The sequence below is a fragment of the Pseudarthrobacter sp. S6 genome (assembly GCF_050156575.1).
Taxonomy (GTDB): Bacteria; Actinomycetota; Actinomycetes; order Actinomycetales; family Micrococcaceae; genus Arthrobacter.
Genome location: NZ_CP189581.1, coordinates 2,792,652 through 2,816,388, shown reverse-complemented (window position 1 = coordinate 2,816,388; position 23,737 = coordinate 2,792,652). Strand labels below are relative to the sequence as shown.

The following is a 23,737-nucleotide window of genomic DNA, read 5'->3' as shown; positions in this document are numbered from 1 at the left end:
GCTGTCAAAGAATATCCCCGGGCGGCCCGCATACTGAAATTGGGCCGGACCGTCAAGCCTTTAGCTCTACTTTTGTGAAAACTTCATTCAGGACCGGGGACGCCGGGTAGATGCTGACGCGGTCCGAGAGTGCCAGAGCCGAGATGGGGAAGGCGATGGGAACGGCCGGCACTGTGGCCGCGATCTGGGCGTTGATGGTGTGGTATAGCTCGTCGCGTTCCTTGCCCGCAGGTAGGCCGCGGGCGCGGTTGATCTTGGAAAAGACCTGCGGGTCTTGGTAGCCGAATTCGCCGTTCTTTTCGCCGAACAGCGGGCCCACAAAGTTATCGGCGTCAGCGTACGCGCCGTTCCAGCCCAGCAGGTGGAGCCCGTGGTCCCCGGGTGACTGCACTTTCTGGAGATAGCCCGCGGACCAGTCCACCGGGACAGGTTTGATGTTGAGCCCGACGGCGGTCAGTTGCCGGCTGATTTCGGCGTAGATTTTCTCCGGCGTCGGCAGATAGGGGCGGGTGGCATTGAGCGGGTAGTAGAACCTGATCTCTTCCCCGATGTAGCCGGCCTCGGCCAGGTAGGCCTTGGCTTTGACCGGATCGTGGCCCAGCGCGGGGGCGTCGTTATTGAAACCGCTGATCTTGGGTGGAACGAACTGTGATGCCTTGGCCGTGTTGTCGATGAAGAACTTGCGGATCAGGGTTTCCTTGTCGATGGCCAGCTCAATGGCCTGCCGGACCTTTTCGTTCTGCAGCACCGGAATTTCCTGGTTAATGCCCAGGTACATCACCGAGAACGGATCCCGCTGGACGATCTGCATGCCCCGTTTGACCAGCTGATCGAAATTGCCCACGGTGACGGCGTCGTAGCCGTCGATCTTGCCGGCCAGGAGGGCCTGAAGCCTCGTCTGGGGGTGGTCGTACGTGACGAAATTGATGGTGGAGATCTGCCCGCGGTCACCCCAGTAGTTTTTGTGGCTGACGAGCCGGACACTCGCCTCGTCCCAGGCGGCCAGGCTGAACGGCCCGGTTCCCACAGGGTTGGTGGCGAACCTGGAGATCGGGTTTCCGCCACGGGTCTGGTCCAGGACATCCGCCGTGCCCGCGGCCAGGGCGGCCGGGGACGCGATAGCGAATGCCGGCAGGGTGAGCGCTTGGAGGAAAGCGGTGAAGCGCTGGGTCAGGTCGATCCGGACAGTGTCAGCGGAGAGGGCCGTGCAGCTCTTGAAAATGGACAGCGCAGCGTCGTCGGAATGTGCCTTGAACACGCTCTTGAACGAGCTTCCCGGCGCCTGCCGCCGCAAATCCGGGGAGAAGGCGAACCAGCGGTTGAAGTTGGCGCATACGGCGTCGGCATTGAAGGGCGTGCCGTCCTGGAACGAGACGCCGCTGCGGAGTTTGAACGTGTAGGAGCGGCCTTCGTCGTCTTCGGACCAGTCCGTCGCCAGCAGCGGCGTGGGTTTCCCGGTGGTCTGGTCCACGCCCACCAGGCCTTCGAGAATCTGCCGCGTGATCCGGTAGCTTTCCACATCGCTTGAGAGCGCAGGGTCGAGGCCAAGGGGCCGGGACGCCGTGCCGAAAGTAAAGGTTTCGGTGGGCTCAATGCCGGCGGGAGCCGTTGAAGGTGATGTGGGTGTTGCTGACGGCGACGGGATGCCGGTACAGGATGTCAGGCCTAACGCCATAAAAACGGCCCCGGTCTTGATGACCGTTCGCCGCGAAGTACTGCTGGGCACTCGTCTATCACCTCTGGCTGCTTTTGGCGGGCGCCGCCTACTGCGGGCCAAGGACACAGTCTAGTTGACAGACCTCCGTGCTCCCTGGGCACACGCCAGAGGCCTGTTCCGGCGGGAACAGGCCTCTGGGTTTTAGAGCGGACTACTTGGGCATCAGCACCGAGTCGATCAGGTATACGGTGGCGTTCTTGGTCTGGACCCCGCCGCAGATTACGCTGGCGCCGTCAACCATGAGGGCATCCTTGCTGCCGGTCACGGTGACTGATCCGCCCTCGACCGTGGCGTGTGTGCCGGCGATCTTGTCCGGGGTGATCTGGCCGGGGACCACGTGGTAGGTCAGGATCTTGCTCAGCAGGGCGTCGTCGGTCTTGAGCTTTTCGATGGTGGCCGCATCGATCTTGGCGAAGGCGGAGTCTACCGGAGCGAAGACCGTGAACTCGCCGCCGTTAAGGGTGTCAACCAGGTTAACCTTGGGGTTCAGCTTGCCGGAAACAGCAGCTGTCAGGGTGGTCAGGATGGGGTTGTTGGATGCCGCGACCGCTACCGGGTCCAGGGCCATCCCGGCAACCGAGCCTGCACCGGTGGGGACCTTCTCCGCGTAGCCGGCGCAGCCTGCGCCAACGAGGTTTGCGGCCGGATCCATGGCCTTAGCACTGGCGGAGGGGGACGGAGCCGCCTTCGTTGCTGACGGTGCGGCGGCCGGAGCCGAGGAGCTCGGGGTTGTTGTCGCGGCTCCACCGCAGGCGGTGAGGCTCAACAGGGCTGCAGCTGCAACGCCTGCGACGGTGAAGGATGTGCGCTTGAATGACTGCATTTCGGTTCTCCTTGTTTTGTGGTTTCTGCCGAGTTCTTGCCTGCCGCAGGCGTTGTGCCTGCTGCGTGGCCTTTTCCGACTGTTGGGCACCTGCCCTTGGCTGGTGTCTCAATGGGTATTCGGTCGAAGCGCGGAAGCGGATGGGTGGACTGCCAAGAGTTTTTTAGTTTTGTCGCCAGCCCGGAGAAAAAGCCCACTAGAACACGGTGTCTGGGGGCAGTTAAACGACAGAGACCCCAGGCCTCCGGGCCTGGGATCTCTGTGTATGTGTGCGCAAGGGGGGACTTGAACCCCCACGCCCGAAGGCACAGGAACCTAAATCCTGCGTGTCTGCCAATTTCACCACTCGCGCTTGGCGGTTGCCGCCATTCGTCTTGACCTTGGCCATCTGACCAACGGGATAAAACGTACGACGGCGGATGCCAGTTTCCATTGTAGCTGCGGGCAAGCGCGGTTCGGGTCAGTCGGATCCTCCACGCCGGAACCGGCGCCCCGTAAGGCGCAATGCGTTAGGAGTCCAGTTTGAGGTCGCGGCGCAGTTTCGCCACGTGTCCGGTGGCCCGGACGTTGTACTGGGCTAATGCCACCTTGCCGTCGGGGTCGATCACCACGGTGCTGCGGATCAGTCCCTCATAGGTCCGTCCGTAGTTCTTCTTCTCGCCCCAGGCGCCATAGGCCTCGGCGACGGCGTGGTCCTCGTCCGAAAGCAACGGAAAGCTCAGGTCCTCTTTGGCGGCAAAGGCAGCAAGCTTATTCACAGAATCGGGGGAGACGCCCAGGACCCGATAGCCGGACGATGTGAACGACGCGAGGCTGTCGCGGAAATCGCAGGCCTGCTTGGTGCATCCCGGTGTCGCGGCGGCGGGGTAGAAATAGACGATGGTGCTGCCGCCGTGACGCGAAGCAAGACTGACGTCCTTGCCGGACGAGTCCTTCAGGGTGAAGCCGGGCGCTAAATCCCCGGTCAAGAGTCTGTCAGCCACTATTAATCTCCTCGTTGCAGGCGGAACACACCATTTTAGTAAGCATTCAGGGCCGGTACTAACCAGCCTTAGCTATACTTGCTCGTATGCCTGACATGGATCGCTGGCCCACTGGGCGCCTATTGTCCACTGCGGCACGCCTCGTTGAACACTCCTGGAACGAAAAGCTAAGCGCCATCGGACTGACGCATGCCGGCGTGATCGCTATCGAAGTTCTCTCAGCACAAGGGCCGATGACGCAGGCCCAACTCGCCCAATATGTGCGCGTTCAGGCCCAGACCATGGGTAAGACGTTGAGTCGGTTGGAGTCCCACGGCCACATTGTCCGCGTCCGCAGCACTTCGGACCGCCGCAGCCAGGTGGTGTCCCTCACCGACAGCGGACGGGAAGCTGCGGCCGCGGCAGTTGAGATGGAACGCTCCGTACTCGCCGCGGCAACCATTGATCCCGACTCCCTGCGGCAGGAACTCCAGGCCGTGGTCCGGGAATTAGCCAGCCAGTTCGCCTCGCCGTCAACGCGCGCCCTGATTGACGGTTCCCCGCTAGGCTAGCAATCCCCGGAGTTCGGAAAAAGACCCCGCCGGTATGGCCGCTGCGAAGTGTTGCAGTGGTGGCGCCGGTTTTTGCCGCTGTAGTCCTGTCAGCACAAGCTGATCTTCCGCCACTAACAAAACAGCTCCTGGCCAGCGTTTCCGCGTGCCAGGAGCTGTTTTTTCCTTGGTGCACCCCCCGGGACTTGAACCCGGAACCCATTGATTAAGAGTCAATTGCTCTGCCAATTGAGCTAGAGGTGCATCTCTCATGTGATGACCTTCCGGGCTTTTTCTTTCCCGGTTGATCTCCGCAACGACATGAAACTCTACACGAACTTTCGGGCCATGTGAAATCGAAGCTGCTGGGGCCAGCAGGCTCACCCGGGAGGGGCCAGAACCAGTACAAAATCAGGGTTTCTGTTGTTGGTGAGCAGCCATAGACCGCCGTCGGGGGTTTGGGTGACGTCACGGATCCTGCCGTATTCGCCTGTGAAATAAGCCACAGGTGCTCCTGCTTCTGCGCCGGACAGTGCCACAGTCCAGAGGCGTTGGCCGCGCAGGGCGCCGAGGTATGCGGTCGACCCGACAATTTCCAGGCCGCTGGGTGAGGAGTCCGCCGTCGAAGGCCACACCACCTTTGCGTCGCGGTACTCCTCCCGATGCGGCGCCCCGGTCACTGCGGGCCACCCGTAGTTGGCGCCCGGTTCAATGAGGTTGAGTTCGTCGTTGACGTCCGGGCCGAACTCGCTGGCCCAGAGCCGGCCGGAACTGTCCCACGCCAGACCCTGGACGTTTCGGTGCCCCAGGCTGTAGACGGCATTGCCAAAAGGGTTGCCGGGGGCGGGGTCTCCCTCCGGCGTCAGCCGCAGGATCTTCCCGCCCAGGGCATTCGGGTCCTGCGGCTGTTCCCGGCGCTGGGAGTCTCCAGTACCCACGTACAGGAACCCATCCGGGCCGAACCGGATCCGGCCGCCGTTGTGCGTGGACGCATTCGGGATTCCGGAAAAGACCACCTCAGGCTCGCCGAGGTCCAGGGCTCCGTCAGGCTGTTCAGTCAGTTTCAACCGGGCGATCCGGTTGTCCTCCGCGGACGTGAAGTACAGGTAAAGGTAGCTGTCGGCCGGAAAATTGGGGGAGAGGGCGAGGCCCAAAAGTCCTCCCTCACCGCCTGGAGCAACGCCGGGGACCTGGCCGAGGGTGATGGACTTGCCATCACGGACAGCTTTCAGCAGCGCAGAGTCACGCTCGGAGATGACGGCAGTTCCGTTCGGCAGGAATACCGCGGCCCAGGGGATGTCGAGCTGAAGATCGAGCCGCGCCACAATCTCGGGCGGCGTCGTGCTTCCCGGGACCGGTCCAATTTCCGTGCCGGGTCCGCTCACTCTTCCCGAAATGCTGGCGGTGGGGGCAACGGTGGCGTCCCCAGTGCAGCCCGACAGCAGCAGGGCCAGGATCACTGCGAAGGCGCCCGCAGGAGGCGTGGCCGCCGCGAACCTATGAAAGCGCGTTCCCGTCCGGTCAGATTCGGGTGCGTCGGGGAGCCCGGAAACCTGCAGCTTCGGCATGGGCCGCTGACTCAAACCAGACGTCGGCTGTCGTCTGCTCATAGTCAGGATGCCCCTCCTCGTAATAGACCATGGTTCCGGCGTTGGCCTTGACCTCGAAATCCGCCGGGCCGCTGCCGTCCGGGCCGGGCGACGCGGAACCGGCGCCATAGGGCTGATCCGCGGCCAGATGCCCGGTTGGTTCCGGCGCAGCGTCGGAGTCCGCCACCGCTGCGGGCTCCATGGCCGCGGATTCCGTTTCAACTGCTTCGGCAGCGGCCGTTTCGGCGCCGGGCAGCGTGGGCGCGTGGGGCTCCGTGTACTCCGGGTGATGCTCAGGCCCGGTGCCCTGGGTCGCTGGCAGTTCGGACAGCGGGATATCTGCCATCATGGTGGCTGAGTCGTCTGATGGCCTGTGGCTGGCCGCGGGTTGGGTTGGCGCACTTGCCTCTGACCACTGGGTTTCCCACTCAGATTCGTCTGCCTGCCGGCTCACACTCTCCTGGCTGCCGGCTTCTTGGATTCCAGGTTGCTGCGTTGATACGTCCTCCGGGCGGACCGGATCCTCCGCGTCAGCGTCCGTGGAACCGGCAGCGACGGGTTCAAGACCGGCGTCCAGCCCATCGCTGGGATCCTTTTCAACGTCGACTTCTTCAAGGCCGGTTTGATGCACGGCGGCGGGATCCTGGAGTTCTGCCATGCTGTCGTGCTCGGGCGCATCATCGGCCGTCATTGGTGGTGCCGGCTCAGCAGCGCCGAAGCCCGCAGCGCTGGGAATGCCCGTTGTGCCGGCGGCTTCCGCCGAGGCAGCTGCGCTTCCGCCAGCGAGCCCGCCGTCCGTCCGGATCGGCGTGGAGTCGCCGGTGCTCGAGGAGTTGCTGCGGTTCAGCAGCCACCACACAACGCCCACGATCAGCACGATGAGGATAATCCAGAAGACAAAATCCATAGCAGGGCCCTTCAGTCCGGATGGCACGGTTGCCGTTCCCTGACGGTACGTCGGCGCGAACGGGGCTGTCTAGGTTCCGCCAGGCCCATAAGAGTCCGTCTCAGAATTTGAGACGAGAGTCCACTATTTGATCGAAATATTCCTGAAAATGGGCCAACCGTGCTGTTCGAGTCGTTGGCGTCCCGATCGGAGCCATAGACTTTGACCCATGAGTGAGGACACCCAAACAGCAACCGAGAACAAGATCGACATCAAGCCCCGAAGCCGGGTCGTTACCGACGGGATCCATGCCGCCCCCGCGCGCGGCATGTTCCGCGCAGTCGGCATGGGCGACGACGACTTCGCCAAGCCCCAGATCGGCGTTGCCAGTTCCTGGAATGAAATCACTCCCTGCAACCTCTCCCTGAACCGGCTGGCCCAGGGCGCCAAGGAAGGCGTCCACGCGGGCGGCGGTTTCCCAATGCAGTTCGGCACCATCTCCGTCTCCGACGGCATCTCCATGGGCCACGAAGGCATGCACTTCTCGCTCGTTTCCCGTGAAGTCATTGCCGACTCCGTGGAAACCGTTATGCAGGCCGAGCGAATCGACGGCTCCGTCCTGCTCGCCGGCTGTGACAAGTCCCTGCCGGGCATGCTCATGGCTGCCGCCCGCCTGGACCTCGCCAGCGTCTTCCTGTACGCGGGCTCCATCATGCCTGGCTGGGTCAAGCTTGAGGACGGCTCCGAAAAAGAAGTCACCCTCATTGACGCCTTCGAAGCCGTCGGCGCCTGCGCCGCCGGCAAGATGAGCCTCGAAGACCTGACCCGCATCGAAAAGGCCATCTGTCCCGGCGAAGGCGCCTGCGGCGGTATGTACACCGCCAACACCATGGCCTGCATCGGCGAAGCCCTGGGCATGTCCCTCCCCGGCTCGGCCGCCCCGCCCTCGGCAGACCGCCGTCGTGATGAATTTGCCCGCAAGTCCGGCGAAGCCGTGGTGAACCTGCTCCGCCTCGGCATCACCGCCCGGGACATCATGACCAAGAAGGCCTTCGAAAACGCCATCGCCGTCACCATGGCCTTCGGTGGCTCCACTAACGCCGTCCTGCACCTGCTGGCCATCGCCCGTGAAGCAGAGGTCGAGCTGAACCTGGAGGACTTCAACCGCATCGGCGACAAGATTCCGCACCTCGGTGACCTTAAGCCGTTCGGCCGCTACGTCATGACTGACGTTGACAAGATCGGCGGTGTTCCGGTCATCATGCGCGCACTGCTCGATGCCGGGCTGCTGCACGGCGACTGCCTCACCGTCACCGGCAAGACCGTTGCCGAGAACCTCGCCGCGATCAACCCGCCGGACCTGGACGGCAAGATCCTCCGTGCCATGGACAACCCGATCCACAAGACCGGCGGCATCACCATCCTGCACGGCTCCATGGCGCCTGAAGGTGCGGTAGTGAAGAGCGCCGGTTTCGACGCCGACGTCTTCGAAGGCACGGCCCGTGTGTTTGAGCGTGAGCAGGGCGCCCTGGCCGCACTGGACCAGGGCCTGATCAAGGCCGGCGACGTTGTGGTCATCCGTTACGAGGGCCCCAAGGGTGGGCCGGGCATGCGCGAGATGCTCGCCATCACCGGCGCCATCAAGGGCGCCGGACTGGGCAAGGACGTACTGCTCCTCACCGACGGCCGCTTTTCCGGTGGAACCACAGGCCTGTGCATCGGCCACGTGGCACCGGAAGCAGCCGACGGCGGCCCCATCGCCTTCGTCCAGGACGGAGACCGGATCCGGGTGGACATCGCCGCCCGAAGCTTCGACCTGCTGGTCGGCGAGGCCGACCTCGAATCCCGCAGGATTGGCTGGGAGCCCCTCCCCGCCAAGTTCACCAAGGGCGTGCTCGCCAAGTACGCCAAGCTGGTGCACAGCGCGAGCACGGGTGCATACTGCGGGTGATACCCAAGTACCTCAAGCCTCCGGTGGCGACGCGGCTGCCGGAGGCGGCAGGGCTTAATAAGGGCTGATCCAGGGTCCCCGGGCGGACGGCGCTTGCGCCGGAGATGCGGGGTAGGATCAGTCCGTGGACAATGGAGTCCACACTGTGAGATGCGCACAGTCCTCGTTGACAGGCATCTCACGCAGAGGGAAAACTGAACGCATGATCGCATTCGTTACAGTCGGCGCCGCTTTGGGTGTATCCGTCGTCCTTACCAAGCGCGTGGCTGACTAGCCCGACTGGTAACGAACCGTCACGCGCAACCCCTCGAAGGCCACCTGGCTGAGGGGTTTTTTTATTTCCGCATTTTCCAAGTACACAGATGATCCACAAGGAAGAGTCCGATGAGCAAAGGATCGCCGATCAGCCCCTCGCTGATGGCTACTAAGTCCGCTGGAGCCCCCAAGGCTCCGGAACGCGCCGACCGAACGGCTGACCAGGCCGCCGTCGTCGCTGATCTTGCCGCCGTCTCTCCTGTCCTTGGGCCGAACAACGTTGTACCCCCAACGGTGATGACCGGCTCACAAGCTATTGTCCGATCGCTCGAAGAACTCGGCGTCGACGATATTTTTGGTTTGCCCGGTGGCGCGATCCTGCCTACCTATGACCCCTTGATGGCTTCCAAGATGAATCACATCCTGGTCCGTCACGAACAGGGAGCCGGCCACGCCGCGCAAGGCTATGCCATGGTTACCGGACGGGTTGGCGTCTGTATCGCCACCTCGGGCCCCGGTGCCACCAACCTCGTTACCGCCATCATGGATGCCCACATGGATTCCGTGCCGCTGGTGGCCATCACCGGCCAGGTATCCAGCGCCGTGATCGGCACCGATGCGTTCCAGGAAGCAGACATCGTGGGCATCACCATGCCGATCACGAAGCACTCCTTCCTGGTCACCAACCCGCAGGATATTCCGCATGTCATGGCCGAGGCCTTCCACCTCGCGTCCACGGGCCGCCCCGGCCCGGTGCTGGTGGATATCGCCAAGGATGCCCAGCAGGGACAGATGACGTTCTCCTGGCCGCCGAAAATCGACCTTCCAGGCTACCGCCCGGTGACGCGCGGCCACAACAAGCAGGTCCGCGAAGCCGCCAAACTCATTGCCGCAGCTAGCAAGCCCGTCCTGTACGTCGGCGGCGGCGTGGTCAAGGCGCACGCCGCTGCTGAGCTCCGCGAGCTGGCCGAACTGACAGGCGCGCCTGTGGTCACCACTCTGACAGCACGCGGCGCCTTCCCCGACTCCCACCCGCAGCACGTGGGCATGCCAGGCATGCACGGCACCGTTTCCGCCGTCACGGCGCTGCAGCAGTCCGATCTGCTCATCACCCTCGGAGCCCGCTTCGATGACCGGGTGACGGGCATCCTGAAGTCATTTGCGCCCAACGCCAAGGTGATCCACGCGGATATTGATCCCGCCGAAATCTCCAAGAACCGGACCGCCGACGTACCGATCGTGGGATCCGTCAAGGAAATCATCCCCGAACTCACCGAGGCGGTCCGCACACAATTCGAGTCCGCCGGCACGCCGGAACTCACCACCTGGTGGGCTTTCCTTAACAACCTTAAGGAAACGTATCCGTTGGGCTGGACCGAGCCGGAGGACGGGCTCAGCGCCCCACAGCGCGTCATCGAACGTATCGGCGCGTTGACAGGACCGGAAGGCATCTACGTTGCCGGCGTCGGCCAGCACCAGATGTGGGCCGCACAGTTCATCAAGTACGAGCGTCCGCATGCCTGGCTGAACTCAGGCGGCGCCGGCACCATGGGCTATGCCGTCCCGGCTGCCATGGGTGCCAAGGTGGGGGATCCGGACCGTGTGGTCTGGGCCATCGACGGTGACGGCTGCTTCCAGATGACCAACCAGGAACTGGCCACCTGCGCCATTAACAAGATCCCCATCAAGGTAGCCATCATCAACAACTCCTCGCTGGGCATGGTCCGCCAGTGGCAGACCCTGTTCTACGAGGGCCGCTACTCCAACACGGACCTCAACACCGGCCACGAGACGGTCCGGATCCCGGACTTCGTCAAGCTGGGGGAGGCCTACGGCTGCGCTTCCTTCCGCTGCGAGCGGGACGAGGACATTGATGCCACCATCCAGAAGGCTCTTGAAATCAATGACCGACCCGTGGTCATCGACTTCGTGGTGAGCCCCGACTCCATGGTGTGGCCAATGGTGCCCGCCGGCGTGAGCAACGACCAGATCCAGGTTGCCCGCAACATGACCCCGGAATGGGAAGAGGAGGACTGAACATGACCCGCCACACATTGTCCGTGCTGGTCGAAGACAAGCCCGGTGTACTGACCCGCGTCGCGAGCCTCTTTGCCCGACGCGCCTTTAACATCAACTCCCTGGCCGTCGGCCCGACGGAAGTTCCGGGCATGTCCCGGATGACCGTCGTCGTCGACGCCGACGGTGACCTTATTGAACAGGTCACCAAGCAGCTCAACAAATTGGTCAACGTGATCAAGATTGTTGAGCTGACCTCCGAATCTTCCGTACAGCGAGACCACATCCTGGTCAAGGTACGTGCGGATGCCGCAACTCGTCTGCAGGTGACCCAGGCTGCAGACCTGTTCCGTGCTTCAGTGGTTGACGTCTCCACAGACTCCGTGGTCATTGAAGCAACAGGCCACCCCGAAAAGCTCACGGCGCTGCTCTCAGTGCTCGAGCCCTTCGGCATCCGCGAAATTGTGCAGTCCGGCACCGTGGCCGTTGGACGGGGATCCCGCTCCATGAGTGACAGGGCTTTGCGCAGCGCTTAGTCAGGCGGGGCACGTCCCACCTGCGGCGCATTGCCCGTGCAGTACCGCAACACCCCAGACTATTTACCCAGCAAAAACACTCAAGAGGAGTTACCCAAGTGACTGAAATGTTCTACGACGACGACGCTGACCTGTCGATCATCCAGGGTCGCAAGGTTGCCATCGTTGGCTATGGCTCCCAGGGACACGCCCATGCGCTGAACCTGCGCGATTCCGGCGTCGAGGTTGTCATTGCCCTCAAGGCGGGCTCGAAGTCGATCGCCAAGGCCGAAGAAGCCGGCTTCAAGGCCCTGACCGTTGCCGACGCCGCCGAATGGGCCGACGTCATCATGATCCTGGCACCGGACCAGCACCAGCGCTCCATCTACAACGAATCCATCAAGGATAAGCTGACCCCCGGCAAGGCACTGGCCTTCGCCCACGGCTTCAACATCCGCTTTGGCTACATCGAAGCGCCTGAGGGCGTTGACGTCATCCTGATCGCCCCGAAGGCTCCGGGCCACACCGTGCGCCGCGAATTCGAAGCCGGCCGTGGCATCCCGGACATCATCGCCGTGGAGCAGGACGCCTCCGGGGCAGCCTGGGACCTGGCCAAGTCTTACGCAAAAGCCATCGGCGGCACCCGCGCCGGCGTCATCAAGACCACCTTCACCGAAGAGACCGAAACCGACCTCTTTGGCGAGCAGGCTGTCCTGTGCGGCGGCGTGTCCCAGCTGGTCCAGTACGGCTTCGAGACCCTGACCGAGGCCGGCTACCAGCCCGAGATCGCCTACTTCGAGGTGCTTCACGAGCTCAAGCTCATCGTTGACCTCATGTGGGAAGGCGGCATCGCCAAGCAGCGCTGGAGCGTATCCGACACCGCAGAGTACGGCGACTACGTCTCCGGCCCGCGCGTCATCACCCCCGCGGTGAAGGAAAACATGCAGGCCGTCCTCAACGACATCCAGAGTGGTGCCTTCGCCAAGCGCTTCATTGACGACCAGGACAACGGCGGCGCCGAGTTCATGGCCCTTCGTGCCAAGGCTGAGCAGCACCCGATCGAGGGCGTCGGCCGCGAGCTGCGCTCCCTGTTCGCCTGGCAGCAGACGGACGAGGACTACGTAGACGGCTCCGCAGCCCGCTAAGTCTGCCCTTCCGGCGCCATCACCGTGCAACCGTGAGGCCGGGCTCACACTTAACAATGTGAGCCCGGCCTTTCTGTCAGCCTAGACTTGTTCCCATCCCCAGGACTGCAACGCAGAGGATCAGCCGTGTCAAAACCCGTAGTACTGCTCGCCGAAGAACTTTCGCCCGCCACCATCGAGGCCCTCGGCCCGGACTTCGAGATCCGCCACACCGACGGCGCAGACCGGGCCCAGCTGCTCGCCGCCATCGCTGACGTGGACGCCATCCTGGTCCGCTCCGCCACACAGGTGGACGCCGAAGCCATTGCCGCCGCCAAGAACCTCAAGGTCATCGCCCGCGCCGGTGTTGGCCTGGACAACGTTGACATCAAAGCCGCCACACAAGCCGGCGTGATGGTGGTCAACGCCCCGACGTCAAACATCATTTCGGCAGCGGAACTGACGGTGGGCCACATCCTGAGCCTCGCACGCCACATCCCGCAGGCCAGCTCTGCGCTGAAAAACGGTGAATGGAAGCGCTCCAAGTACACCGGCATCGAACTGTTCGAGAAGAAGGTCGGCATCATCGGCCTGGGCCGCATCGGCGCCCTCGTTGCTGCCCGCCTCCAGGGTTTCGACACCGAAATCCTTGCCTATGATCCATACATCACCTCTGCACGCGCCGCGCAGCTCGGCGTCAAGCTCGTGACCCTCGACGAACTGCTGGGCCAGGCTGACTTCGTCACCATCCACATGCCCAAGACGCCGGAAACCGTCGGTATGCTCGGCGCCGATGCGTTCACCAAGATGAAGTCCACCGCCTACGTCATCAACGTGGCCCGTGGCGGCCTCGTGGACGAAGAGGCACTCTACGCCGCCCTGCAGGACCGCCAGATCGCCGGCGCAGCCGTGGACGTCTTCGTCAAGGAACCCAGCACGGACCTGCCGTTCTTCGCCCTGGACAATGTAGTGGTCACCCCGCACCTGGGTGCATCCACCGACGAAGCCCAGGAAAAGGCTGGCGTCTCCGTAGCCAAGTCCGTGCGTTTGGCGCTGGCCGGCGAACTCGTACCGGATGCCGTGAACGTGGCCGGCGGCGTGATCGCCCCCGACGTCCGTCCGGGCATCCCGCTGATCGAAAAGCTGGGCCGGATTTTCACAGCCCTGACCCACGCCTCCCTGACCCAGATCGACGTCGAGGTGGCCGGCGAGATCGCGGCCCTTGACGTCAAGGTCCTGGAACTTGCCGCGCTCAAGGGTATCTTCGCCGATGTGGTGACCGAACAGGTTTCCTACGTCAATGCCCCGGTCATAGCCGAACAGCGCGGCATCAACGTCCGCCTCATCACGTCGGCGGAAGCGGAGGACTACCGCAATGTCCTGACCATCCGGGGTGCTTTGAGTGACGGCAGCCAGATCTCAGTGGCAGGTACGCTCACTGGCCCGAAGCAGATCCAGAAGCTCGTCGGCGTCAACGGCTACGACGTGGAGATCCCTATCAGCGAGCACCTCGTGGTGGTTGCCTACGCCGACCGGCCCGGTGTGATCGGAACCATCGGACACATCCTGGGCATGAACAACATCAACATTGCCGGCATGCAGGTCGCACGTCAGGCGGAAGGTGGCCAGGTACTGGCATTGCTTACCATCGACAGCTCCGTTCCGCAGCAGGTGCTTGACGCCATCAAGGCAGGCATCGGCGCCGAGATGGTCCGCGAAGTGGACCTCGAGGACTAAGAACTGCACCGCCATGAACTCGCGTGACCGAAGCTTAACCTCGGCCACGTATGATTGGCCGGTCTGCTTACAATGGCTGAGTCCCGTTTCGGGACCAGGCCGGCAGACCGGCCAATACTTTTTGCACACCAGTCAGGAAATCCTCCATGTCCGCCGCCTGCGGATCCCGGTGTGCGCACGCAATCCAGGTTTCAGGGAGCCCCATGAACGCCGTCCAGCGATTCATCAGAAGCAAAGTGCTGCTGCTGACCGCGGCCATCTTGATCGCAGCCATGTGCTTGTCGGTCCTCGTCCAAGGCCAGTCTCAGGCCGCGCTAAACCGAACGGTGGATGAGAACTCACGGGGCCTCTACGATGTCCTCGTGCAGGCCAAGGCAGGCTCCGCGGCGCTGATGCAGCCGGAGATCGCCAACGGCGGCGGCGGCATCAGCTTTGACCAGCTCGAGAACATCCGGAAGCTTTCCGGAACCTCCGTGGCGGCCCCCATCAGCCTGGTGTCCCGTGTGACACAGAACCTGGAGGCTCCGCGGCTCGACGCCATGGACTACCTGGGCTATAACTCCGGATTGGCAGGCACGGCCACCACAGACCAGGCCGCCGGCGCCACAGAGCCCAGCAAATGGCCCGCCGCCGAGTCAGTTCTCGGCGACGCCGCCAAGAACTACCGCCTGACCGCCAGCGCCGTCAGCTCCGACGGTGTCTCAGAGCAGACCCTGTTCAAGTCCACCGCCGAGGGCCGCCTGGGAAAGGCCCGCCTGGTCGAAGAGAAGACGGCCGGGGGCACCAGCATCCGGATCGCACCTCCCGCAGGCGAGACGGGCATCAAGTTCCCCGCTCCTGCCGGCGGCTCCGAACACAACCTGTTCAACCTTTCTGTATCCCTGCCGCTGTCTCCCGAAGTGACCGAGTCCGTGGTGGCCGTCGATCCCGTTTCCGAGCGCGCCTTGCTTGGCTCGGCCGGCGACTTCCTTGCCCCGTTGGAGAAAGCTCCGCCTGCTGATGCGCGCAACGCCGGTGCGATTGGCCGGCACTTCGAAAGCCTCTTCACCAATGGCATCAGCACGCAAGAGCTCAACGAAGGCCCCGATTTCCTCGGCGTCAAACTCAAATACTGGGCACCGCTGATGACGCAGTACCAGCAGGCCAAGCGCAGCGGACAGCTGACCGCGGACTCGCAGGCGATTCCCCTGATTGTCCGTTCCGGCACCTCCCTGGACCTGAAATACAACGTAAAGATCGAGGAGATCGACGCCGCGGGCAAGGTGGTCAAGGAAGTCGGCACCGCCACGCGCTCCCTCGGCAAGGACTACCTGCCTTTCGTGTCCAAGGACCCCTTCGCGTTGTCCTGGCCCGGTTCCACCGATCACTCCGGCCTCTTTGGCAGCGCCGGCAACTTCAACCAGGGACTCTATACCCCGGCTACGTGGAGCAATGACTTCGCAGCCGCGCCGAAGTACACCGACGGCGAAGCCGCAGCCAATGGCGCAGTCCAGAAGACCGCCGTGCCCAGCGACTGGGTCACCGTTAACCGGCTCCCGGAGAAGGGTGCGAACGGCGCCCCGGTGGACCAGACGCAGCGTGAGCCCGTGGATGAACGTTCCTACCGGGAAGACCTGGCAACGGGGGAGAAGCTCGCGGCTCCTCTGGCTATGGTCTATGGGACCTTTGACCCCTCGGCCGTCGAAAAGGCGGCCGGCGACGTCAACCGCCTCCCGCTGGGTGGCTATGACCCCACCCCGTTTACCCTCACCAAGGACGCCGACGGCAAGCCGGTCACCGCTGCCGGCCTCAAGCCTTCACTCAGTGCCACCGGACTGGCAAGCCAGTCCGCTGGCGCCATCACCGACTTCTACGGCCTGGCCGCGGCCCGCGGCTACAAGGACAACGCCTCTGTGATCGATGCGGTGCGTGTCCGGGCCAAGGCCCCCGGCAGCTGGAAGGAAGCCCAGCCGGACGTCGAAAAGCTCGCCAGCGAGATCCGCGAGATGGGTCTCGAGGCTACTGTCGTGGCCGGTTCCGCGCGTGAAGACGCCAGCATTTTTGTCCCCGGCTACTCAAAGGACGACGCCGGCAAGGAGTCAGCGCTGGGCACAGTCCAGCAGTCCTGGGTCCGGCAGAACGCTGCCGACGCCGTCTCCGGCTCGCTGTCCGGGTCCAACGTCACACTTCTTTTCCTCACCCTCTGCGGAGCCGCCCTGCTGACCGGCGCCTCCACCGTCAGCTACATCCGGAAACGCAAACGCGAAGCCGGCACCCTCCGCGCCATGGGCTGGACCCAGCTGCGCATCAGGAAGTGGGTGCTCGAGGAATTCGCCGTCGGCGCTGCGCTGCTTGCAGTAGCCGGGATTGTCCTGAGCCTGGTGAGCTGGAGCGTGACCACAGCCATCGTCTCGGCCTCCGTTCTGGTCCTGTATGCGGCAGCAGCTTTCTTCGCCGCGCAACAGCTGCGCCACCGCGATGAGGTGGACCAGGAACCGCAGCACGACGAGCGGCTGATCCCGGTCGACTCTCCGCTGACGTTTGCCAACCGGCAGCTCAGTACGAACAAGTTCAACACCCTGTCCCTGGCTGTCGCAGTGGGCGTGTTTGGCGCCGCGGTGGGCGGGCTGGTTGCCTTGCTCATCGACATCCCCCGTGCAGCAGGCGCGAGTGCGCTCAGCGGACTGGCCGCAGCAAGCGTCGCGCTGCCCAGCATGGTCCTTGCTTTCGCCGGCGTCGTCGTGGGCCTTACCCTGACGTTGGTGACCGGCAGGTTTGAGCTGAACGCCAAACGCCAATACCTGGGCATCCTTGAGGCCATGGGCTGGAACCCGGACATGCTGCGTCAGGTCCGGCTCTTCGAAAACGCGCTGGTAGGCACGGTGGCCCTGCCCCTGGGCGTCCTGGGCGCGCTGGGCATCGGGCTGCTTCTTGCCCCGTATGCCGCACTGTGGGCCGGCGTCGCTGGCCTGGTGGCTGTACTTTGCTGGATACCGATTGCAACGAAAGTGGTCCAATGACAAACGAGACGAATGTTCACCGGAGCCGGAGGTCCGGCCTGGCTGAGGCGCCCCTGCAGACCCGTGCCAACACCATCGTCAAGGCCGCGGACCACGGGACCCCGCTGGAACTGAGCGGCATCACCATCCGCTACGGCGGCGGCAAGGGCGGTGCCGAAGCAGTCAGTGTCGTGGAGGGCTTCGACCTCACGCTGCACGCCGGCGAGATGCACTGCGTGGCCGGCCGAAGCGGATCCGGCAAGACCAGCATCCTGACCGTCGGCGCGGGTCTGACCCTGCCGACGTCGGGCCGTGTCTTCTGGGAAGGGGATTCCCTCGAAACCATGGGCGACGACGAAATCGCCGACCGCCGTCGGGCCCTGATCGGTTACGTCGACCAGGGCGGTGCCCTGATCGACGGCATGAGCGCCCTCGAAAACGTCCTCCTGCCGGCAGTGCCTGACGGCGAGGTGGACCAGCGCCGCGACATGGCCAAGGACCTCCTGGACCTGGTGGGCCTGGGCCGTCGGATGCGGCACCGTCCGGCCCAGTTGTCCGGTGGCGAACGCCAGCGAGTGGCGATCGCCCGCGCACTGATCCTGGGCACGCGTGTGCTGGTGGTTGATGAGCCCACGGCCAGCCTGGACCGGGCCTCCGCCAACCGCATCATCAGCATCCTGAAGGACACCACCTCGGACGGAATCGCAGTACTGGTCGCTTCACACGACCACGAACTGGTCCGCCTGAGCGATACGCTGACTGAACTGATCTAGCCCTACCCCTTCGCACTAAAGGTAACGTCCGCACGTGAACGCAACAGTCAAAACCCCGTTCTACATCACCACGGCCATCACCTACCCGAACGGTGTTCCGCACATCGGGCACGCCTACGAGTACATCGCCACCGACGCCATGGCGCGCTTCAAGCGGCTTGATGGCTTCGACGTGATGTTCCTGACGGGCACTGATGAGCACGGCATGAAGATTGCGCAGGCGGCCGAGAAGGAAGGCCTTACGCCCAAGGCGCTGGTGGACCGCAACGCGGAAGTCTACAAGTCTGCCCACGCCGCCCTGGGCATCACCTACGACCGCTTCATCCGGACCACTGACGCTGACCACTACGCCGCGTCGCAGGCCATCTGGAAGAAGATGGAAGCCAACGGCGACATCTACCTGTCCAAGTACGAAGGCTGGTACTCCGTCCGGGACGAGGCCTTCTACGTCGAGGACGACACCGTAGTCAAGGACGACGGCGTGCGGTACTCAAAGGAGACGGACACCGAAGTGACGTGGACGGCTGAGGAGAGCTACTTCTTCCGGCTGTCCTCCTACCAGGACCGCCTGCTGGCGCTGTACGAGGCCCAGCCGGAGTTCGGCGCACCGCAGTCCCGCTTCAACGAGGTCATCAGCTTCGTCAAGCGCGGCCTCGAAGACCTGTCGATCAGCCGCACCACCTTCGACTGGGGCGTCCCCGTCCCCGGCAACGACAAGCACGTGATGTATGTCTGGGTGGACGCGCTCACCAACTACCTGACCGGCGTCGGCTACCCGGACGTGGAGTCGGAATCATTCAAGAAGTTCTGGCCCGCCGACGTGCACGTGATCGGCAAGGACATCTCGCGGTTCCACGCCATCTATTGGCCGGCGTTCCTGATGAGTGCCGGCATCGAGCTGCCCAAACGCGTGATGATCCACGGCTTCCTGCACAACAACGGCGTGAAGATGTCCAAGTCGCTCGGCAACGTGGTGGCGCCGGCAGACTTCGTGGCGCAGTACGGCCTGGACCAGGTACGGTTCTTCTTCCTCCGCGAGGTCCCGTTCGGCGCCGACGGCAGCTACAACCATGAGGCCATCGTGGGCCGGATGAACTCGGACCTGGCCAACAACTTCGGCAACCTGGCGCAGCGTTCGCTGTCCATGGTGGCCAAGAACTGCGAGGGCCGGGTCCCGGTTCCGGGTGCCTTTACCCCTGAAGACACCGCGATCCTGGCGCAGGCCAACGGCCTCCTGGAGACTTCCCGCGCCGCGTTCGAAAAGCAGGAATTCAGCCGCGCCCTCGAGGCCATCTGGGGGGTCCTGGGGGACACCAACGCCTACTTTGCCGAGCAGGCCCCCTGGGTGCTGCGGAAGACCGACGTCGAACGCATGAACACCGTCCTGTACGTGACGCTGGAAGTGCTGCGCATGGTGGCGATCCTGGCCCAACCCGTGATGCCCACGGCCACGGCCTCGCTATTGGACACCTTGGGACAGCCCGACGGCGGATCCCGCCAGTTCGCCGCGCTTACTACGCCGATTGTCGCCGGAACGCCCCTGCCGGCTCCGGCGCCCGTCTTCCCGAAGTACGAGGAGCCAGCCGAAGCCTAGGTATTCCCCGGTCGGCCACCTGCTGGTACGCGGTCTGAGTACGTTTCCGGGGCCGGAGGCTAGGGTCCGCCATGGAAGGCAGTGTGGACCAGGTGACCTCACCGGAGGACCCAGCCCTTCGTCTCAATAAATGAGACTGATTGTCCGGCATGCGGATGATCTTAATATTCTTGGAGCATGAGCGCATCCACGATCAATCTCGCTGTCATTCCCGGTGACGGCATTGGCCCAGAGGTCATTGCCGAGGCACTGAAAGTCCTCGAAAAGGCTGTCGCCGCTGAAGGCGTGGTCCTCGAGCAGACCCATTACAAGCTCGGCGCCGAGCACTGGCTGGCCACGGGCGAGACCCTTCCGGACGAGGTCCTTGCCGATCTGCGCACGCGGGACGCGATCCTCTTCGGAGCGGTAGGCGCCGCCCCCGGTGACACCCGGATTCCGTCCGGCATCATCGAGCGGGAGATGCTGCTCAAGCTCCGCTTCAGCCTGGACCACTACGTCAACCTGCGGCCGTCGCGGCTGTACGGAACGGTAGGCAGCCCGCTGGCGAATCCCGGCATCATCGATTTTATCGTCGTCCGGGAGGGAACCGAGGGGCCCTACGTGGGGAACGGCGGCTCCCTTCGCACCGGCACGCCCCACGAGGTGGCCACCGAGGTTTCGCTGAACACGGCATATGGCGTTGAGCGCGTTGTCCGCGACGCTTTCCGCCGCGCCAGTGCCCGCGAACGCAGGCATGTGACCCTGGTCCACAAGCACAACGTCCTGGTCTACGCCGGCCACCTGTGGAAGCGCACCGTCGAGGCGGTGGCCCAGGAATTCCCCGAGGTCACCCACGATTACCTGCACGTCGATGCGGCCACCATCTTTATGGTCACCCACCCGTCCCGCTTCGATGTCATTGTCACCGACAACCTCTTCGGCGACATCCTCACCGATCTCGCGGCAGCCATCACCGGCGGCATCGGGCTGGCGGCCTCCGGCAACATCAACATGGACCGTACTGCTCCGTCCATGTTTGAACCGGTCCACGGCTCGGCCCCGGACATCGCCGGCCAGCAGAAGGCAGATCCCACCGCGGCCATCCTGTCCGCGGTGCTCCTGCTGGACCACCTCGGCTACGCCGCCGCGGCCCGCCGGATCGAAGCTGCGGTGATCGACGACGTCGAAACCCGCGACGGTGGTACCCGCAGTACCAGCGCGGTCGGGGATGCGATCGCTGCCGCGCTGTAGACCGTGCTCATGAGACTCGGTTAACCGGCGTAAGCTAGTTTCGAATCACCAAATGCTGCCCTGCGGTTCAGTGCTGAACCACATCCAGAAGGCAGCCGATTGTGGAGGAACCATGACTCAGACCGCCCATGGCGTCGAATTTAACCAGCAACTCTCGGCAACCCCGAAGTCAGCTGAAGAGCGTGCAGTCATCCTGGCGAACCCGGGATTTGGCAACTACTTCACCGACCACACCGCCGTCGTCGACTACAGCGTCAACGAGCAAGGCGAAGGTGGCTGGCACACAGCACGCGTTGAGGCCTACGGACCCATCTCCCTGGACCCGTCTGCGGCGGTGCTGCACTACGGCCAGGAAATCTTCGAAGGCCTCAAGGCATACCGCCACGCTGACGGATCAATCTGGACCTTCCGCCCGGAGGCGAATGCGGCCCGCCTGAACAAGTCGGCCCGACGCCTGGCGCTGCCGGAACTGCCCGAGGAATACTTCCTGGGCGCCATCCGGGAACTTGTGCAGGCGGACAAGGAATGGGTTCCCGCCGGTGACGGCGAGGCCCTGTACCTGCGCCCCTTCATGATCGCCACCGAGGCGTTTCTGGGTGTCCGGGCAGCGCGTGAGGTGTCCTTCCGGGTGATCGCCTCTCCTGCCGGCAACTACTTCGGCGGCGAGCTCAAGCCTGTGTCCATCTGGATCTCCCGCGAGTACGCCCGCGCAGGCCGCGGCGGCACCGGTGCGGCCAAGTGCGGTGGCAACTACGCCGCCTCCCTGATCGCGCAGCAGGAAGCCGAGGCCAACGGCTGCAAGCAGGTGCTGTTCCTGGACCACTTTAACGATGACGCCGTGGAAGAGCTCGGGGGTATGAACGTATTCTTCGTAATGAAGGACGGCTCACTGGTCACTCCGGCTTTGAGCGGCACCATTCTGGAAGGCGTGACCCGCATGTCCGTCATGCAGGTGGCCAGGGACATGGGCCGTGAAGTGACGGAGCGCAAGATCACCCTTGATGAATGGCGCGACGGCGTGGCCTCCGGCGAGATCACCGAGGTCTTTGCCTGCGGCACCGCAGCGGTGATCACGCCGATCGGGGTCCTGAAGGACACCGCCGAATTCATCGGCTCCGAGGACGCGGCGGCGGGGGAAACCACCATGGCCATCCGCGAACAGCTCCTGGGCATCCAGACCGGAACCGCGCCGGATACCCACGGCTGGCTGACCCGCCTGGCCTGACCTCCCCAACCCTGGCCAGTACAACGCGGGGTCACTTAACGCCCATTAACCGCATCGGGACGGGCGCTATGTGACCCCGCGTTGTCCTTTAACTGCGCGCAGTTCCCTCCCAGTCGTTGGGCTCACCAGCCCTGGGGGGTGCGGCTATTCCGTGCCGGCCGGATGCGAAGATGGTGCAGTGAACTCCACTTCGAGCGGCTCCCTCCACACCTGCAGCCCGCTGACGGCTTTCATCCTGGCGCCCAACCCCGGGCCTATGAGCCTCGACGGCACCAATTCGTACGTCATCGCCGCCCCCGGGGCCGGCGCATCCGTGGTGGTGGATCCGGGCCCCGCGGATGACGGCCACCTCCGCCGACTCGCGGACGCGGGCCCCGTGGAACTCATTCTTGTCACGCACCGGCATGCAGACCACACCGCGGGCTCCCTGCGGCTCCATGAGCTCACCGGCGCCCCGGTCCGCGCCGCCGATCCCCGGCACTGCCACGGCGGCGGCGAACCCCTTCAGGACCGTGAAACCATCCAGGCGGCGGGAGTGAGGGTCCAGGTCCTGGCCACGCCGGGCCATACCTCCGATTCAGTCTGCTTCCATCTTCCCCACGACGGCCCCCACGGTTCAGTGCTGACCGGCGACACTATCCTGGGCAGGGGCACCACCATGCTGGACTACCCGGACGGCAGGCTGCGGGACTACCTCCGGTCCCTGGACCGGCTCGAAGCCCTTGGTCAGGCCGCCGTCCTGCCGGCCCACGGCCCGGTGCTGCCCTCCCTGGAGGCCATCACCCGCGCCTACCGCGAGCACCGGCAGGAGCGGCTGGAACAGATCCGCGCAGCGCTGGCCCGGCTGGGCCGGGACGCCACGGTGGCGGACGTGGCAGACGCCGTGTACGCCGACGTTGACCCTTCCGTCCGGCGGGCGGCCGAAATGTCGGTTGCCGCGCAACTCGATTACCTCCGTGGGCTGCCCGGCACCTGACCATAGGGCCTGACGCAAAGGCAGGTGCCGCCGCTCAAGACGGTAGGCTGGAGACCATGCGTATTGCCAGGTTTGTAGTCGATTCCGATCCCCTCTACGGCGTTGTTGAAGGTGAACCCGGCAGTGAGGAAATCACTGTCATCAACGGCGACCCCTTCTTCAACGGGGTGGAGCGCACCCACGTCAAGCACAAGCTCGAAGACGTCCGGCTCCTGGCGCCGATCATTCCCCGCAGCAAGGTGATCGGCGTGGGCCGCAACTTCGCCGAGCACGCCGCCGAACTGGGCAACGAAGTGCCGCAGCAGCCGCTGCTGTTCCTGAAGCCGAACACCTCCGTCATCGGCCCCGGCGACCCCATAGTGCTGCCGGAATTTTCAGACGAAGTTTCGTTCGAAGCCGAGCTGTGTGTGGTCATCGGCCGGATCTGCAAGGACGTCCCCGAAGACCGGGTCGACGACGTCATCTTCGGCTACACCTGCGGCAACGACCTCACCGCCCGCGATGTCCAGAAAACGGACCTGCAGTGGGCCAGGGCCAAGGGCTTCGATACCTCGGCACCCCTCGGACCCTGGATCGAGACCGAGCTGGACACCGAAGACCTGGCCATCAAGGGCTGGCTCAACGGCGAACTGCGCCAGGACGGCAGCACCAGCCAGATGATCCGCGGTGTCCGGGAAATCGTCTCCATCGTGTCCCAGGCCTTCACACTGCTCCCCGGTGACGTCATCATGACAGGCACCCCGGCCGGCGTCGACCTCGTCACCGCGGGGGACCGTTATGACGTCGAGATCGAGGGTATCGGCCGCCTGTCCAACCCGGTGGTCCGCCGCTGACG

At 64.1% G+C, this 23,737-nt stretch carries 19 protein-coding genes and 2 tRNA genes; 13 read left to right on the top strand and 8 right to left on the bottom strand.

Going from position 1 to position 23,737, the window contains the following annotated elements; genetic code table 11:
• Nucleotides 1-52: 52 nt before the first annotated feature.
• The 4 genes from ACQCS0_RS13465 to bcp form a co-directional block, all read right to left on the bottom strand.
• On the bottom strand, nt 53-1,675 hold the full coding sequence (locus tag ACQCS0_RS13465) for an ABC transporter substrate-binding protein (protein ID WP_426939563.1): 1,623 nt from the start codon (nt 1,673-1,675) through the stop codon (nt 53-55).
• Nucleotides 1,676-1,868: 193 nt separating this feature from the next.
• Nucleotides 1,869-2,540: a fasciclin domain-containing protein gene (locus ACQCS0_RS13460; RefSeq protein WP_354153670.1), complete on the bottom strand. Its 672-nt coding sequence runs from the start codon at nt 2,538-2,540 to the stop codon at nt 1,869-1,871.
• Nucleotides 2,541-2,810: 270 nt separating this feature from the next.
• A tRNA-Leu gene (locus ACQCS0_RS13455) sits at nt 2,811-2,892 on the bottom strand.
• A 157-nt stretch (nt 2,893-3,049) separates the two neighbouring features.
• Nucleotides 3,050-3,523, bottom strand: coding sequence for a thioredoxin-dependent thiol peroxidase (bcp, locus tag ACQCS0_RS13450; protein ID WP_354153671.1), 474 nt, complete (start codon nt 3,521-3,523; stop codon nt 3,050-3,052).
• Between the two features lie 95 nt (nt 3,524-3,618).
• On the opposite strand from bcp, the gene ACQCS0_RS13445 reads away from it, so the two are divergent.
• Nucleotides 3,619-4,074, top strand: coding sequence for a MarR family transcriptional regulator (locus ACQCS0_RS13445; RefSeq protein WP_354153790.1), 456 nt, complete (start codon nt 3,619-3,621; stop codon nt 4,072-4,074).
• Between the two features lie 167 nt (nt 4,075-4,241).
• Here the strand turns inward: ACQCS0_RS13445 and ACQCS0_RS13440 are convergent.
• The 3 genes from ACQCS0_RS13440 to ACQCS0_RS13430 form a co-directional block, all read right to left on the bottom strand.
• Nucleotides 4,242-4,317, bottom strand: a tRNA-Lys gene (locus ACQCS0_RS13440).
• A gap of 116 nt (nt 4,318-4,433) precedes the next feature.
• Entirely contained in the window at nt 4,434-5,621 is a 1,188-nt protein-coding gene (locus tag ACQCS0_RS13435; RefSeq protein WP_426938529.1) for a PQQ-dependent sugar dehydrogenase, read from the bottom strand.
• Nucleotides 5,575-6,549: a hypothetical protein gene (locus ACQCS0_RS13430; RefSeq protein WP_354153673.1), complete on the bottom strand. Its 975-nt coding sequence runs from the start codon at nt 6,547-6,549 to the stop codon at nt 5,575-5,577. Before ACQCS0_RS13430 ends, ACQCS0_RS13435 begins: the two co-directional genes overlap by 47 nt.
• Nucleotides 6,550-6,757: 208 nt before the next feature.
• Here ACQCS0_RS13430 and ilvD point away from each other — a divergent pair, with 208 nt between their 5' ends.
• The 5 genes from ilvD to serA all read left to right on the top strand — a co-directional run bounded on the left by ilvD (nt 6,758) and on the right by serA (nt 14,126).
• Nucleotides 6,758-8,479, top strand: coding sequence for a dihydroxy-acid dehydratase (ilvD, locus tag ACQCS0_RS13425; RefSeq protein ID WP_354153674.1), 1,722 nt, complete (start codon nt 6,758-6,760; stop codon nt 8,477-8,479).
• Between the two features lie 384 nt (nt 8,480-8,863).
• Entirely contained in the window at nt 8,864-10,771 is a 1,908-nt protein-coding gene (locus tag ACQCS0_RS13420) for an acetolactate synthase large subunit (protein WP_354153675.1), read from the top strand.
• A 2-nt stretch (nt 10,772-10,773) separates the two neighbouring features.
• Complete coding sequence (ilvN, locus tag ACQCS0_RS13415) at nt 10,774-11,286, top strand: acetolactate synthase small subunit (protein WP_354153676.1); 513 nt, start codon at nt 10,774-10,776, stop codon at nt 11,284-11,286.
• 98 nt (nt 11,287-11,384) lie between these two features.
• Nucleotides 11,385-12,410 (top strand): ketol-acid reductoisomerase, encoded by a 1,026-nt coding sequence (ilvC, locus tag ACQCS0_RS13410; protein ID WP_354153677.1) that lies wholly within the window; start codon nt 11,385-11,387, stop codon nt 12,408-12,410.
• A gap of 126 nt (nt 12,411-12,536) precedes the next feature.
• Complete coding sequence (gene serA, locus ACQCS0_RS13405) at nt 12,537-14,126, top strand: phosphoglycerate dehydrogenase (protein ID WP_426938528.1); 1,590 nt, start codon at nt 12,537-12,539, stop codon at nt 14,124-14,126.
• 67 nt (nt 14,127-14,193) lie between these two features.
• Here the strand turns inward: serA and ACQCS0_RS13400 are convergent, their stop codons facing one another.
• Nucleotides 14,194-14,400 carry a hypothetical protein gene (locus tag ACQCS0_RS13400; protein ID WP_354153794.1) on the bottom strand — a complete coding sequence of 69 codons (207 nt, stop codon included), beginning with the start codon at nt 14,398-14,400 and terminating at the stop codon, nt 14,194-14,196.
• Between ACQCS0_RS13400 and ACQCS0_RS13395 the strand changes: the two genes are divergently transcribed.
• From ACQCS0_RS13395 to ACQCS0_RS13365, 7 genes are all read left to right on the top strand, one after another.
• Complete coding sequence (locus tag ACQCS0_RS13395; RefSeq protein ID WP_354153679.1) at nt 14,330-17,125, top strand: FtsX-like permease family protein; 2,796 nt, start codon at nt 14,330-14,332, stop codon at nt 17,123-17,125. The two genes, ACQCS0_RS13400 and ACQCS0_RS13395, sit on opposite strands and share 71 nt — an antisense overlap.
• Nucleotides 17,122-17,877 carry an ABC transporter ATP-binding protein gene (locus tag ACQCS0_RS13390; protein ID WP_282329009.1) on the top strand — a complete coding sequence of 252 codons (756 nt, stop codon included), beginning with the start codon at nt 17,122-17,124 and terminating at the stop codon, nt 17,875-17,877. The genes ACQCS0_RS13395 and ACQCS0_RS13390 overlap by 4 nt, the downstream gene beginning before the upstream one ends.
• A gap of 34 nt (nt 17,878-17,911) precedes the next feature.
• Entirely contained in the window at nt 17,912-19,471 is a 1,560-nt protein-coding gene (gene metG / locus ACQCS0_RS13385) for a methionine--tRNA ligase (RefSeq protein ID WP_354223091.1), read from the top strand.
• A gap of 177 nt (nt 19,472-19,648) precedes the next feature.
• Complete coding sequence (locus tag ACQCS0_RS13380) at nt 19,649-20,701, top strand: 3-isopropylmalate dehydrogenase (protein WP_354153681.1); 1,053 nt, start codon at nt 19,649-19,651, stop codon at nt 20,699-20,701.
• 112 nt (nt 20,702-20,813) lie between these two features.
• On the top strand, nt 20,814-21,926 hold the full coding sequence (locus ACQCS0_RS13375) for a branched-chain amino acid aminotransferase (RefSeq protein WP_354153682.1): 1,113 nt from the start codon (nt 20,814-20,816) through the stop codon (nt 21,924-21,926).
• A gap of 178 nt (nt 21,927-22,104) precedes the next feature.
• Nucleotides 22,105-22,902: an MBL fold metallo-hydrolase gene (locus ACQCS0_RS13370; protein ID WP_354223087.1), complete on the top strand. Its 798-nt coding sequence runs from the start codon at nt 22,105-22,107 to the stop codon at nt 22,900-22,902.
• Nucleotides 22,903-22,958: 56 nt separating this feature from the next.
• On the top strand, nt 22,959-23,735 hold the full coding sequence (locus ACQCS0_RS13365; protein ID WP_058932084.1) for a fumarylacetoacetate hydrolase family protein: 777 nt from the start codon (nt 22,959-22,961) through the stop codon (nt 23,733-23,735).
• The last annotated feature ends 2 nt before the right edge of the window (nt 23,736-23,737 follow it).